Annotated in this window: 14 protein-coding genes; 6 read left to right on the top strand and 8 right to left on the bottom strand. The window is 74.3% G+C overall.

What is annotated here, in order from left to right; translation table 11 throughout:
- Positions 1-18: 18 nt before the first annotated feature.
- Complete coding sequence (locus ABD160_RS08440) at positions 19-1,047, bottom strand: MurR/RpiR family transcriptional regulator (protein WP_344020149.1); 1,029 nt, start codon at positions 1,045-1,047, stop codon at positions 19-21.
- Positions 1,048-1,124: 77 nt separating this feature from the next.
- On the opposite strand from ABD160_RS08440, the gene ABD160_RS08445 reads away from it, so the two are divergent.
- Entirely contained in the window at positions 1,125-2,381 is a 1,257-nt protein-coding gene (locus ABD160_RS08445) for a metal-dependent hydrolase family protein (protein ID WP_344020151.1), read from the top strand.
- A gap of 57 nt (positions 2,382-2,438) precedes the next feature.
- Here ABD160_RS08445 and ABD160_RS08450 read toward each other — a convergent pair whose 3' ends face one another.
- The 3 genes from ABD160_RS08450 to ABD160_RS08460 form a co-directional block, all read right to left on the bottom strand.
- Positions 2,439-3,734: a deoxyguanosinetriphosphate triphosphohydrolase gene (locus ABD160_RS08450; protein ID WP_425563596.1), complete on the bottom strand. Its 1,296-nt coding sequence runs from the start codon at positions 3,732-3,734 to the stop codon at positions 2,439-2,441.
- 166 nt (positions 3,735-3,900) lie between these two features.
- Positions 3,901-4,518, bottom strand: a complete 618-nt coding sequence (locus ABD160_RS08455; RefSeq protein WP_344020894.1) for a YdcF family protein — start codon at positions 4,516-4,518, stop codon at positions 3,901-3,903.
- 104 nt (positions 4,519-4,622) lie between these two features.
- Positions 4,623-5,663 carry an XdhC family protein gene (locus ABD160_RS08460; protein WP_344020155.1) on the bottom strand — a complete coding sequence of 347 codons (1,041 nt, stop codon included), beginning with the start codon at positions 5,661-5,663 and terminating at the stop codon, positions 4,623-4,625.
- 364 nt (positions 5,664-6,027) lie between these two features.
- On the opposite strand from ABD160_RS08460, the gene ABD160_RS08465 reads away from it, so the two are divergent.
- Positions 6,028-7,440 (top strand): hemolysin family protein, encoded by a 1,413-nt coding sequence (locus ABD160_RS08465; protein ID WP_344020157.1) that lies wholly within the window; start codon positions 6,028-6,030, stop codon positions 7,438-7,440.
- Positions 7,437-8,426, top strand: coding sequence for a hemolysin family protein (locus tag ABD160_RS08470; protein ID WP_344020159.1), 990 nt, complete (start codon positions 7,437-7,439; stop codon positions 8,424-8,426). The genes ABD160_RS08465 and ABD160_RS08470 overlap by 4 nt, the downstream gene beginning before the upstream one ends.
- Positions 8,427-8,497: 71 nt before the next feature.
- Here ABD160_RS08470 and ABD160_RS08475 read toward each other — a convergent pair whose 3' ends face one another.
- Together ABD160_RS08475 and ABD160_RS08480 are read right to left on the bottom strand one after the other, a co-directional pair.
- Entirely contained in the window at positions 8,498-9,904 is a 1,407-nt protein-coding gene (locus tag ABD160_RS08475) for a glycine--tRNA ligase (protein ID WP_344020162.1), read from the bottom strand.
- 103 nt (positions 9,905-10,007) lie between these two features.
- Positions 10,008-10,337 carry an antibiotic biosynthesis monooxygenase gene (locus ABD160_RS08480; RefSeq protein WP_344020164.1) on the bottom strand — a complete coding sequence of 110 codons (330 nt, stop codon included), beginning with the start codon at positions 10,335-10,337 and terminating at the stop codon, positions 10,008-10,010.
- Positions 10,338-10,440: 103 nt separating this feature from the next.
- Here ABD160_RS08480 and ABD160_RS08485 point away from each other — a divergent pair, with 103 nt between their 5' ends.
- From ABD160_RS08485 to ABD160_RS08495, 3 genes are read left to right on the top strand one after another with little or no spacing between them, the layout of a single operon-like run.
- Positions 10,441-10,815 carry an ArsR/SmtB family transcription factor gene (locus ABD160_RS08485; protein ID WP_344020166.1) on the top strand — a complete coding sequence of 125 codons (375 nt, stop codon included), beginning with the start codon at positions 10,441-10,443 and terminating at the stop codon, positions 10,813-10,815.
- A gap of 23 nt (positions 10,816-10,838) precedes the next feature.
- Complete coding sequence (locus tag ABD160_RS08490; RefSeq protein WP_344020896.1) at positions 10,839-11,276, top strand: Fur family transcriptional regulator; 438 nt, start codon at positions 10,839-10,841, stop codon at positions 11,274-11,276.
- A 10-nt stretch (positions 11,277-11,286) separates the two neighbouring features.
- Positions 11,287-12,183 carry a carbohydrate deacetylase gene (locus ABD160_RS08495; RefSeq protein WP_344020168.1) on the top strand — a complete coding sequence of 299 codons (897 nt, stop codon included), beginning with the start codon at positions 11,287-11,289 and terminating at the stop codon, positions 12,181-12,183.
- Between the two features lie 32 nt (positions 12,184-12,215).
- On the opposite strand, the gene ABD160_RS08500 is transcribed toward ABD160_RS08495, so the two are convergent.
- On the bottom strand, positions 12,216-12,548 hold the full coding sequence (locus ABD160_RS08500) for a transcriptional regulator (protein ID WP_344020170.1): 333 nt from the start codon (positions 12,546-12,548) through the stop codon (positions 12,216-12,218).
- Between the two features lie 5 nt (positions 12,549-12,553).
- Positions 12,554-13,018, bottom strand: a complete 465-nt coding sequence (locus ABD160_RS08505) for a hypothetical protein (protein ID WP_344020172.1) — start codon at positions 13,016-13,018, stop codon at positions 12,554-12,556.
- Between the last annotated feature and the right edge of the window lie 79 nt (positions 13,019-13,097).

The raw sequence follows: 13,097 nt of genomic DNA on the forward strand, positions 1-13,097 counted from the left end.
TGCAGAGAAGCCCCGCGGTCACTCGTCCTCGACCACCCCCATCGCGTCCCACAGCTCGTCCATCTCGGCGAGCCGGGCGCGGGTGGCGGCCGGGTCGGCGTCGGCGAGCAGCCGCAGGATCGTCTGGGTGACGCTGACCGCACAGACGATCGACGGCACGAACCCGCGCCCCTCGCTCGGCACCGTGATCACGACGTCGGCGAGCTCGGCGACCGCCGAGCGCCGGTCGACCACCGCGACCACGGTCGCGCCGGCCCGGCGGGCCACCTCCGCCGTCCGACGGACCGCCACCGAGGTGCGCCACAGGCTGAACGTCAGGAAGCAGTCGCCGGCACCGAGCAGCCGCGCGCTGTTCAGCATGGCCGTCGCGGCGCCGTTCTGGACCGTGACGTCGTGCCCGATCATCTGCGCGACGTGCGCGAGCTGGATCCCGGGGGCGGCATAGGTGCCGGTGGCGAACACGACGGTCCGGCGGGCGGTGCGGATGACCTCGGCCGCCCGGTGCACGGCCGCCGGATCGACGCCGGCGAGCATGGTGCGCAGCAGGTGCACATCGTGCCCGACCACCCGGTGCAGCACGTCTGCCGGATCGTCGCCCGGCGGCCCGCCACCGGTGCCACCTGCGGGCCCGCCCGGCACGCCGCCACCCGCGGACCCGCCCGCCGCCCCGTCACCGGTCCCACCGTCGGGCCCGCCCGGCCGGCCCGGCGCACCGCCGGCCGTGCCGCCCGGCCGGCCCGGCGCACCGTCACCACCGGTCCCGCCGCCGGGCCCGGCGTACAGGTCGTAGATCCGGTCGACGGCCAGCGACGACAGGTAGCGGCTGCGCAGCTCGGTCGCGAAGTCCGGCCAGCCCCGGAACCCCACGGCCTGGGCGGCGCGCACCACGGTCGCCGGGTTCACCCCCGCCGCCCGGGCGACCGCGTGGGTGGAGGCGTAGGCGCACAGCTCGGGATCGGCCACCGCCGCGTCGAGCACCGCACGGACGCCGCGGCCGAGCGACCGCTCACCGGTCAGGCCGTCCAGCCACCGCCGCAGATCGGCCATCCGGTCGCCCCTCGCTTTCGTCGTCATCTGCAACATATACTGCAGTCACGTCGTCGCAACGTGTCGCTGGAGGCATCGTGCACCTGTCCCCCGTGCTGACCGCCGTCCGCAATGCCCGCGTCGTCGATCCCGGATCGGCCACGGTCAGCGAGCCGCGCGACATCCTGCTCCACGAGGGACGGATCACCGGGATCGCACCGCCGGGCACGGCCGGAACCGGCGCGGACGGGCTGGACGCCGGTGGCCGGATGGTCCTGCCGGGCCTGATCGATGCGCACGTGCACGTCACCGCGTCGACCGCGGATCTCGCCACGCTCGGGGACACCTCCCCGTACCTGGTCGCCGCGCACGCCCAGCGGTTGCTGCACGGCATGCTCGCCCGCGGGTTCACGACGGTGCGCGACGCCGCCGGGGCCGACCACGGGCTCGCCGAGGCGCTGGACCGGGGCCTGTTCGTCGGTCCCCGGCTGTACTTCGGTGGCAAGGCGCTGTCCCAGACCGGTGGGCACGGCGACGTGCGCGGACCCGGCACCCAGGTGCTCGACCGGCACGCCTGCTGCCCGCACCTGAGCGTCGTGTGCGACGGCGTGAGCGAGGTCCGCCGCGCAGCCCGCGACCAGCTCCGCACCGGCGCCGACCACGTCAAGGTCATGCTCTCCGGTGGGGTCGCGTCCCCGACCGACCGCGTCGACTCCACCCAGTTCTCCGACGAGGAGATCCGCGCGATCGTCGAGGAGGCCGAGGCGGCCGACCGCTACGTCCTCGGTCACGCCTACACCGCCCGCGCCGTCGATCGCGGGCTGCGGCTCGGGGTCCGGTCCATCGAGCACGGGAACCTGATCGACGCGGGCAGCGTGGCGCTGTTCCGCGAGCACGACGCGTACCTCGTGCCGACCCTGGTGACCTACGACCGGCTCGAGGCCGAAGGCGCCCGGCACGGCCTGCCCGTCGCGTCCCAGCGCAAGATCGGCCAGGTGCTCGCGGGTGGTCTCGACGCGCTGCGGCTGGCCACCGAGGGCGGGGTGAACGTCGTGTTCGGCACCGACCTGCTCGGCGAGATGCAGCAGCACCAGTCCACCGAGTTCCGCATCCGGGCCCGGGTCGTGTCCTCGGCCGAGGTGCTGCGCTCGGCGACGACGACGGCCGCGCGGCTGCTGCGCGCCGAGGGCGAGCTCGGGGTGGTCGCCCCCGGCGCGCACGCGGACCTGCTGGTCGTCGACGGGGACCCGCTCGACGACGTCACCGTGCTGGCCGATCCGGCGCACGCCCTGCACACGGTCCTCACGGGGGGTCGCCCGGTCGTCGACGACGCCGGGCTCGTCGGGAACGTCTGAGCACCGGCGGCCGGACCACCGCGCCGGCAGCTCAGGCCGCTCGGCGGCACGGGGCACCTACCGGCATGCCCTCCGATGCCAGGCGACGGCCTGCTGATCGGTGAGCAGCGCGACCTGGTCGAGCACCACCCGCAGCCGGGCCCGGTCGTCCGGCGCGACGGCCCAGTCCTCGGCGCGGACCGGGTCGAGCCCGGCCGGCCCGCGCGCGACCAGCGTGGCGACCAGCTCGTGCAGCAGCTCGCGCTGCCGGGCCTGCATCGCCAGCCGCTGCGGATCGCTCATCACGTACCGGGTGGCGAGCTCCTTGAGCAGCACCACCTCGGCCTGCGCCTCGACCGGCACGACCAGGTCGGCGCGGTGCCGGGCGAGCGGCGCGTCGCCGTGGGCGTCGAGGGTGGCGTCGGTGGCGGCGAGCGCGAACCGGCCGACCAGCTCGCTGGTCATCCGCTTCATGGCGACCAGGTCGTCGCCGCCCGCGGTGCGCACGTCGAAGCCGTGCACCGCGCGGACCACCGGCAGCGCGTTCAGCTGCGCGGCCGCCTCGGCGCAGGCCCCGGCGTCGGTGCCGAACCGGCGGGCGGCCTCCGCGGCGAGCGCCTCCCGTTCGGACCGCGAGGACAGCACGGCCAGGTCCATCCGGCCGGCCAGCACCGCGTCCTCGACGTCGTGCACCGAGTAGGCGACGTCGTCGGCCCAGTCCATGACCTGCGCCTCCATGCAGCGCGCGCCGGGCCGCGCGCCGAGCCGCAGCCATTCCAGGGCGGGCAGGTCGTCGGCGTAGGCGCCGAACTTGCGCTCGGCGCCGCGCCGGGCCCACGGGTACTTCGTGGCGGCGTCCAGGGTCGCCCGGGTCAGGTTGAGCCCGCCGGGGCCGCGCCCGTCCGACGAGCGGGCCTTGGGCTCCAGCCGGGTCACGATCCGCAGCGTCTGCGCGTTGCCCTCGAACCCGCCGCAGGCGGCGCCCGCCTCGTCGAGCGCGCGCTCGCCGTTGTGCCCGAACGGCGGGTGGCCGATGTCGTGGGCGAGGCCGGCGGCGTCGACGACGTCCGGATCGAGGCCGAGCTCCTCGGCGATGCCGCGGCCGATCTGGGCGACCTCCAGCGAGTGCGTCAGCCGGGTGCGTGGGATGCCGGTGACCTCGGCGCCCTCCCCCGGCCCGACGACCTGGGTCTTCCCGGCGAGCCGGCGCAGCGCCGCCGAGTGCAGCACCCGGGCGCGGTCCCGGGAGAACGGGCTGCGCCGCTCCACCCGGCCGCGCTCCCCCAGGCCGGATCCCTTGGGCGGCTCGGGATGGCGCCGCTCGGCGTCGGCCGGGGTGTACCCGGGGGACGGCGCGACACCGGGCCGGGGCACCGACGAGATCCCCGGCGGCTCGGCCGGCCCGGACCGCTCAGCCGGCCCGGCCTGCCCAGCCTGCCCGGACCGCTCAGCCGGCCCGGCCTGCCCGGACCGCCCGGGCAGCACGGACGGCCCGGGTGTCCCGGGCGGACCGGCCAGCTCCGGCAGCTCGGCCACGGCCTCAGCCCTGCCCGGAGCTCGCCGTGTCGACCGAGGCGTGGGTCAGCGCGTAGAACAGCAGTGCCCCGGTCTCCCGGTAGATGTAGCGCAGCTGGGTCTCCCGGGTCTGCACGATCGGCCCGCTGCGGGTCGGCGACGTCCACGCCTCCAGCCCGGCGTCCCGCGCCATCGTGCGGGCCCGCAGGCTGTGCCACGGGTCGGACACCAGCAGCGCCGACGACCAGCCCTGCGACCGGGCGCTCGCGGCGACCGCCTGCAGGCTGCCGAGGGTGTCCGCGCCCTCCGGCACCGCCTCCACCGCCGACGCCGGGACCCCGCGGGCGACCAGCCAGTCCCGGCTGGCCTCGGCCTCGGTGTAGCGGTCGCCGGTGCGACCGCCGCCGACCGTGACGATCCGCGGGGCGACGCCGTCGGCGTAGAGCTGGGCGGCGTGCCGCAGCCGGGCGGCGAGCACCGCGCTCGGCTCCCCGTTGTACTGGGCGGCCCCCAGCACGACGACCGCGTCGACCGGGCGCTGGTCGTCGACCCGGGCGACCTGCCAGACCCGCAGCGCGGTCACGCCGACGACGGCGATCAGCATCACCAGCCCGCCGACCAGCAGCCGGGCCCCCCAGGTCATCCCGGTCCGGACCGGGCCGCGGGCCGGGGCCGGGCGGCCGCGGGCCGGGCCGCCGGGCGCCACCGGTGCCGCGCCGCCGAGGCCGCGGCGGGAGGAGGCTGCGCTCATCCGCCGATCCGTCCGGTCGAGCCCGCCAGCGCCGACGCCGACCGGCCGGCCCGCAGCGCGATCACCTGCGCGACGATCGACACCGCCGTCTCGGCCGGGGTGCGGGCGCCCAGGTCCAGCCCGACCGGGCCGTGGATCGCGGCGAACCCGGCGTCGTCGACACCGGCCGCGGCCAGCCGCTCCCGGCGGGCGGCCTGGGTACGGCGGGAACCGAGCGCGCCGAGGAAGCCGCGGCCGTGCGCCAGTCCCTCGAGCAGGATCGCGTCGAACGCCGGGGAGTGGTCGAGCAGGACCAGCACGTCGGCGTCGGTGAAGGCGGCGACCGCGGCCTGCGCGTCGGCCACCGTGGTGACGGTGCGCGCCGACCAGCCGAGCAGCCCGGCCTGCGCGTGCAGCGCGGCGCCCAGCGCACCCTCGCCGACCACCAGCACCGACGGCACCGGCACCCACACGTCGACCAGCACCGGGGTGCCCGCGGCATCGCTCTGCTCGGTGGCGGTGGCGCCGCGGCGCAGCAGCGCGCGGGCCGCGGCGGTGGCCGCCTCGTCGACCGCGGGCGCGCCCAGCGACCCGTGCCCGGTCGCCAGGTCGGGCCCGGTCAGCACCAGCGCGGACGTGCCGTCGAGGGTGGACAGCAGGGCCGCGGGGCGGGCCGCCTCCAGCGCCTCGCCGAGTGCCGCGGCCGGGCCGGGCGGCAGCGGGTGCCCGAGCAGGGTGGCGCCGCCGGCGCAGGCCAGCCCGGCTTCCAGCGCGGAGGACTCGGCGACCCGGGTGTCGCGGACCGCCGCCGCACCCGCGGCCGCCTCGGCGGCCAGCGGACCGGCCGCGTCGTCCAGCGCGCCGAGGTAGAGCAGGCCGGCCAGCTCGCCGGCCGGGGTGCCGGCCAGCAGCTGGCCGGACTCGACCGAGCCGAAGCCGTGCCGCTCCAGCACCCGGACCACGCCGATCCCGGGCGCTCCGCCGGCCGCCCACCGGCTCAGGGCGGCGCCGAGCGCGCGGCGCGGATCGGCGGGGGGCTGGGACGGACCGGTGCTCACGGGCGCCAGGGTAGCGACGGGGACCGACATGTTCCGGAGGGGAGCGCGGCCGGCGGCGCCGGGGAACCTTCCGGGTCCGCCGCCGGGTCACAGGGCCGGGTCACGGGGCCGGGTCACAGGGCCGGGTCACGGGGCCGAGTCACAGTTCGGAGACACGTGAGGAGGCCGACACGACGAGTGCGGCGCGGAACCGTACTATTCCGGCACGCGTTGTACGCGTCGACGACACATCCGATCGCGAGTCAGGAGTCATGGACCCCAGCGACAGTCCCGGCGCCGTCCGGCACACACCCGGACGGCGACCCCGCATCGCCCTCGTTCCCGCCCGTACCCACGGGCCCGACCGCCGGGCGGTGACGCTCCGGTGATCGGCACGATCCTCGGAATTCTGCTCGGCATCCTGGTGGTCCTGGCGATCACCGCACTCACCGGCTACTTCGTGGCGCAGGAATTCGGCTACATGGCCGTCGACCGCTCCCGGCTCAAGGCCAAGGCGGCCGAGGGCGACACCGGAGCGATCCGCGCACTCGACATCACCCGGCGCACCTCGTTCATGCTGTCCGGCGCCCAGCTCGGCATCACCGTGACCACCCTGCTGGTCGGTTACGTCGCCGAGCCGCTGATCGGCAACGGCATCGGCGAGCTGCTCGGCGTGGTCAACGTGCCGAGCGGCATCGGCGTCGCGATCGGCATCACGTTCGCGCTGCTGCTCTCCACCGTCGTCCAGATGGTCTTCGGCGAGCTGTTCCCGAAGAACCTGGCGATCGCCCGGCCGGAGCCCGTGGCGCGCTGGCTGGCGCTGTCCACGAAGACCTACCTGGCGATCTTCGGCTGGATCATCAAGCTGTTCGACGCCGCGTCCAACCTGCTGCTGCGCGCGCTGCGGATCGAGCCGGTGCACGACGTCGAGCACTCGGCCACCCCGCGCGACCTGGAAGCGATCATCGACGACTCGCGCGACTCGGGCGATCTCGCCCCGGAGTTCGCCGTCCTGCTGGACCGGGTCGTCGACTTCACCGACCGGACGGCGCGGGCCGCGATGATCCCGCGCCCGCGGGTGTCCTGGGTGCGCGACGACGCCACCGTGGAGAGCCTGATCGGCCAGATGGCCGTCCAGCACTCGCGCTACCCGGTGCTCGGGACGCCGCCCGACGCGGCCGACCCGGACAACGCGATGGAGCTGGTCGGCGTCGTCTGCCTCAAGGACGTGCTGGCCCTGTCCGAGCGCACCGACCTGGGTGGCCGCGGCGCGGCCGACGTCCTGGTCTCGGAGCTGATGCGGGCGCCGGTGCTGGTGCCGTCCTCGCTGCCGCTGCCGCAGGTGATGGCCCGGCTGCGGGAGGAGGGCGAGGAGCTCGCCTGCGTGCTCGACGAGTACGGCGGCCTGGCCGGCGTCATCACCGTCGAGGACGTGGCCGAGGAGCTGGTCGGCGAGATCACCGACGAGCACGACCAGGCGGGCACCGACCAGGCCCGGCAGGCCGAGGACGGCTGGGTGGTGCCGGGCGACCGGCACGTCGACGAGGTCGGCAGGCTGATCGACGCCGAGCTGCCCGAGGGCGACTACCAGACCGTCGGCGGCCTGGTGATGGCCGAGCTGCAGCGGCTCCCGGAGCCGGGTGACGAGATCGTCGTCATGATCCCGGCCGAGAGCCCCGACGACCCGCCCCGGGCGCTGCGGATCAGCGTCCAGGAGGTGGACCGGCGGGTCCCGTCCGCGGTGCACCTGGTGTGGACCGAGCCCGCCGGGGCCGATGAGCAGGAGGTGCGGGCATGAGCGTCACCTCGATCGTCGTCTCCATCGCCCTGGTCGGGCTGAGCGCGTTCTTCGTGGCGGTGGAGTTCGCACTCGTCGCCGCCCGGAACTACCGGCTGGAGGAGGCCGCGCAGACCTCGGCGTCGGCGCGCGCCGCACTGCGCAGCGCGAAGGACCTGTCGCTGCTGCTGGCCGGCTCCCAGCTGGGCATCACGCTGTGCACGCTGGGGCTCGGTGCGGTCGCGAAACCGGCCGTCGACTACGCCCTGCGCCCGGTGCTGGAGGGATGGGGGCTGGCCTCCGGCATCGCCGCGGTCGTCTCCTTCATCCTGTCGCTGATCGTGGTCACCTTCGTCCACCTGGTGGTGGGTGAGATGGCGCCGAAGTCCTGGGCGATCTCGCACCCGGAGCGTTCGGCGATCATGCTGGCGATCCCGATGCGCGGCTTCATGGTGCTGACCCGGCCGATCCTGGTGCTGCTCAACGGCCTGGCGAACCGCTGCCTGCGGGCGGTCGGCGTCGAACCGGTCGACGAGATGGCCTCCGGCCGCAACGCCGACGACCTGCGCGAGCTGGTCGACCACTCGGCGAAGACCGGTGCGCTGGACCAGGAGCGGCGCGACCAGCTGGTCACCGCGCTGGAGCTGGAGCGGACGCCGCTGAGCGAGCTGGCGCACGAGCCCTCCGGGGTGGCGGCCGACGACGACGTCAGCACCGTCCAGGAGACCGCCCGGCGGACCGGCCACCTGCGGCTGATCGTCCGGGACGGGGACACCCCGATCGGCTACGTGCACGTGCGGGACACGCTGACCCGCGAGCCCGGCACCCGGGCCCGCGAGCTGATGCGGCCCGTCCTCACGCTCCCGGCGGACACCCGCTACAACGCGGCGGTGAACACGATGCGCGAGCAGCGTGCGCACCTGGCGCTGGTGGAGTCCGACGGCGACCTGATCGGCATCATCACGCTGTCCGACCTGGTGGAGCGGCTGCTGCCCGAGCCGGTGTAGCACCCGCGGCACGCAGATCGGCCCCCGCCCGTACCCACGGGCGGGGGCCGATCCGTGTCGTGCGGGGCCGGTCAGCAGCCGAGCAGGCGGGTGGCCAGGTAGGTCTCGACCTGGTCCAGCGCGACCCGCTCCTGGGCCATCGAGTCCCGCTCCCGGATGGTCACGGCCTGGTCGGTCAGGGTGTCGAAGTCGACCGTGATGCAGAACGGCGTGCCGATCTCGTCCTGCCTGCGGTAGCGGCGGCCGATCGCGCCGGCGTCGTCGAAGTCGACGTTCCAGCTCTTCCGCAGCTGCGCCGCGAGATCGCGGGCCTTCGGCGACAGCTCCGCGTTGCGCGAGAGCGGCAGCACCGCGGCCTTCACCGGGGCGAGCCTGCGGTCCAGCTTCAGCACGACGCGCTTGTCCACGCCGCCCTTGGCGTTGGGCGCCTCGTCCTCGGTGTATGCCTCGATCAGGAAGGCCATCATCGACCGTCCGACGCCGGCCGCGGGCTCGATCACGTACGGCCGGTAGCGGGTGTCGGTGGCCTGGTCGTAGAACGACAGGTCGACGCCCGAGTGGTTCGAGTGCGTCGTCAGGTCGAAGTCGGTGCGGTTCGCGATGCCCTCGAGCTCGCCCCACTCCTGGCCGGTGAAGTTGAACCGGTACTCGATGTCGACGGTGCGCTTCGAGTAGTGGGAGAGCTTCTCCTTCGGGTGCTCGTACTGCCGCAGGTTGGCACCGTCGATGCCCAGGTCGGTGTACCAGCGGGTGCGCTCGTCGATCCAGTACTGGTGGATCTCCTCGTCCTGCCCCGGCTCGACGAAGTACTCCATCTCCATCTGCTCGAACTCGCGGGTCCGGAAGATGAAGTTGCCCGGGGTGATCTCGTTGCGGAAGCTCTTGCCGATCTGGCCGATGCCGAACGGCGGCTTCTTGCGCGAGGTCGTCTGCACGTTCAGGAAGTTGACGAAGATGCCCTGGGCGGTCTCCGGGCGCAGGTAGGCCATGCCCTCCTCGGACTCCACCGGGCCGAGGAAGGTCTTCAGCATCATGTTGAACTCGCGCGGCGCGGTGAACTGGCCGCGGGTGCCGCAGTTCGGGCAGGGCACCTCGGACAGGTCGTTCGGGTCGGCGGCCTCCGGGTCGCGGCCCTTGCGCTCGGCGAACTCCTCGGCGAGCTGGTCGGCGCGGTAGCGCTTGTGGCACGACGTGCACTCGACCAGCGGGTCGGTGAAGGCGTTGACGTGCCCGGAGGCGACCCAGGTCTGCCGCGGCAGGATGACCGACGAGTCCAGGCCGACGACGTCGTCGCGGCCGGTGACCATGGTCTTCCACCACTGGCGCTTGATGTTGTCCTTGAGCTCGACGCCGAGCGGACCGTAGTCCCACGCCGACCGGGTACCGCCGTAGATCTCCCCGGAGGCGAAGACGAATCCGCGACGCTTGGTCAGCGCGACGATGGTCTCGATCTTGGCGGAGGTCGGCTTGCTGGCCACTGGCGGTACTCCAGGTCCGGGATTCGGGAATGCCCACCCGCGGATTCGCAAGGTGGGTTCTACAGATTACCGGCCCCGCATGACCCGATTCCGGCCGCCCGGCTCAGCCGAGCAGCGAGGGGTGGTGGGCGGCGGACGCGCCGGGAGCCACCGACAGCAGGGTCTCGTGCGTCGACTCGGTCGTGGTGTCGGCCTCGGCCAGCAGCGGGTGCACGTGCTCGCGGACCGGGAACGGCCCGAGCGCCCGCCGGTAGGCGTCGACCGAGTCGAAACGGACCGTCAGCACCCACTGCTGCCGGTCCTCGATCGCCCGGCCCGCCTCGCCGCCCCGGCAGCCCGGCTGGGCGGCGAGCAGCTCCAGGGCGCGGGCGGCGCGCGCGGTGAAACGGGGGGCCTCGTCGGGCGACACGGTGAACCGGCAGACCAGCAGCACGGCGCGACGATAACGAACACGCCTACCATGTCGGGTGCGGCCGGCTGGGCTCGATCAGCGCCGGGGGTGTGGCCGCCATCTCCGGGGACGGGACGGAACCACGATGTCTGCCGCAGCGGAGACCACCCGGACCCCGGGGTCGGACGAGCACGCCGGGGAGCACCACCCCGCGCCGGCTCCCGGCCCGGTCCGCGATCCGCGCACCCTCGCGGCGGCCGGGGACCTGCTGCGCGCGCTGGCGGCGCCGGTGCGGATCGCGATCGTCCTGCAGCTCCTGGAGCACGCGCGCTGCGTGCACGACCTGGTCGACGCGCTGGGCGTCACCCAGCCGCTGATCAGCCAGCACCTGCGGGTGCTGAAGTCGGCGGGTGTGGTCGAAGGTGAGCGCAAGGGCCGGGAGGTGCTCTACTCCCTGGTGGACGACCATCTCGCCCACATCGTGGTGGACGCGGTGGCGCACGTGGAGGAGGACTCGTGAGCGATCAGGCGGTGCAGGACGGGGTGGAACAGGCCGAGCGGGCCGAGCGCTCGACGGCCGGTCCGCGCGGCATCCGGGCGACCCGGCAGCGGGCGGCGGTGATCGCGCTGCTCGACCGGATCGAGGACTTCCGGTCCGCCCAGGAGATCCACGAGGAGCTCCGCCGCACCGGCGAGGGCATCGGACTGACGACGGTGTACCGGACCCTGCAGACCCTCGCCGAGGGCGGCGAGGTCGACGTGCTGCGGACCGGCTCCGGCGAGGCCGTCTACCGGCGCTGTGCCAGCGAGCACCACCACCATCACCTGGTCTGCCGGCGGTGCGGCGCCGCGGTGGAGATCGAGGGGCCCGCCGTGGAGTCGTGGGCGCAGTCGATCGCCGAGCAGCACGGCTTCACCGACCTGTCGCACACCCTGGAGATCTTCGGGCTGTGCCGGGCCTGCTCGGCGGGCCGCGGCTGATCCTCGGACCGTGACCGGGCGGCTGTCCTCGGAGCTGTTGGGTTTCGGCCCCGCCGATCGGGTGCTGCTGGTCAACGCCGACGACCTGGGCATGCACCCGGCGATCAACGAAGCGGTCTTCGCCGGGCTCGCCGACGGAATCGTGCGCTCGACGAGCCTGATGACGGTCTGTCCCGGCACCGAGCAGGCACTGGCGATGCTGCGCCGGCGAGCGGACACACCCGCCGGCGTGCACCTGACCCTGGTGCGCGACCGCCCCGGCGACGACTGGCGCCCGACCGCACCGGTCGAGCGGGTCGCGTCCCTCGTCGACGCGACCGGTCGGTTCCCGGAGCAGACCTCGCCGTCCTGGTCGGTGCGGGACTTACGGATCGAGCACGTCGAGATCGAGTTCCGGGCGCAACTCGCGTCGGTACTGCGGACCGAGGTACGTCCGACGCATCTCGACTTCCACTGTCTCGCCGACGGCGGCCGGCACGACATCCTCGACGTGGCGACCGGTCTGGCGGCCGAGCACGGTCTCGCGGTCCGGATATGGCTGGAACCTGGTCTGGGTCGCGCCCGAGCCGCCGGCCTGCCGGTGGTGGATCACCCGTTCCTCGACAGCTTCGGCATTCGTCCCGGCGGCAAGGCGGACCACTACGAGCGCCTGCTGCGGGAGCTCCCCGCAGGACTGACGGAATGGGCGGTGCATCCCGCCGTCCGCGGCACCGGCACCGCCGAGGCATCCGGATCGCGGGTGCGGACCGGTGATCACGACTTCCTCGTCTCGCCCCGCGCTCGACGGGTCATCGACGAGGAGGGCATCGAACTGATCGGCTACGACGCTCTGCAGCCGGTGTGGCGGCGTCGGCGCGACGGTGTGCAGCGCCGAGCCGCAGCCGGTCGTCCGCAGTCGAGGCCGTGACCGGTCGGGATCGCGACCTGCCGGGATGGTGATCAGCCCGGTGCCGCCGAGCCCCAGGGCATCCCGGCGCCGCGGCGCACGATGGCCCGCAGCGCGGCGACGTGGCCGTCGAAGGTCTGCCGGCCGTCCTCGGTCATCCGCACGCGCACCCGTTTCCCGCGCCCGACACCGTCGCGCTCCAGCGCGACCAGCCCGGCCTCCTCCAGGGTGGCCAGCTGCTTGGACAATGCCGAGTCGGACATGTCCAGCGCGTCGCGGAGCAGCCCGAACTCGATCCGGTCGGTCGCCGAGAGCAACGACAGCAGCGACAGCCGGGTCGGGGCGTGCACGAGCTCGCTGAACCCGGGTGGCCGGACCGGTGACACCGGGCTCAGGCCCGGTGACCGAGTCGCCGCGACCACAGCCGGACGCCGAGGAACAGCAGCACCAGCGCCCCGGCCGCCGACACCGTCTGGTCGAACGGGATCCCGGCGTACCGCATCGGCACGCCGATCACCATCAGCAGCACGTAGAGAACCACGAGGAGCACGGCGCACACCGCCATCCGCTCACCGAAGGTGCTGCGGTGCGCGGTCACCGGCGATCGCCGGTGCGCGACCCACCCCACGGCCGTGAGCAGGGCCAACGTCAGCAGCCACGTCCCCCATCGCAGGAACCAGCCGTCCGGTGCCGGGTCCAGGGCGCGCAGGTCGGACGTCAGCGTGTGAGCGAGCAGGATCGCGACGGCGGCCAGCACGGACCAGCGTGGCGTCCCTGCCCACAGCGCGAGCCACGTCGCATGGCCACGCCGCCGGTTCACCTCGGACAGCGCCGCGCGAGCCTCGTTCTCGTCCATCGCAGCACCCCGATCGTTTCCGTGCCGGCAAGTTTCCCCGAGGACGTCCGGCCCGGCAACCCCCTGTCCGGAGGTGACG

It is taken from the genome of Pseudonocardia kongjuensis, assembly GCF_039526905.1.
GTDB classification, from domain to species: domain Bacteria; phylum Actinomycetota; class Actinomycetes; order Mycobacteriales; family Pseudonocardiaceae; genus Pseudonocardia; species Pseudonocardia kongjuensis.

Excerpts from the sequence above, each read along its gene's own strand:
- ABD160_RS08470 (WP_344020159.1), top strand. The coding sequence starts at position 7,437 with ATGAGCGTCACCTCGATCGTCGTCTCCATCGCCCTGGTCGGGCTGAGC.
- ABD160_RS08455 (WP_344020894.1), bottom strand. The coding sequence starts at position 4,518 with ATGACCTGGGGGGCCCGGCTGCTGGTCGGCGGGCTGGTGATGCTGATC.
- ABD160_RS08505 (WP_344020172.1), bottom strand. The coding sequence starts at position 13,018 with ATGGACGAGAACGAGGCTCGCGCGGCGCTGTCCGAGGTGAACCGGCGG.
- ABD160_RS08440 (WP_344020149.1), bottom strand. The coding sequence starts at position 1,047 with ATGGCCGATCTGCGGCGGTGGCTGGACGGCCTGACCGGTGAGCGGTCG.
- ABD160_RS08485 (WP_344020166.1), top strand. The coding sequence starts at position 10,441 with ATGTCTGCCGCAGCGGAGACCACCCGGACCCCGGGGTCGGACGAGCAC.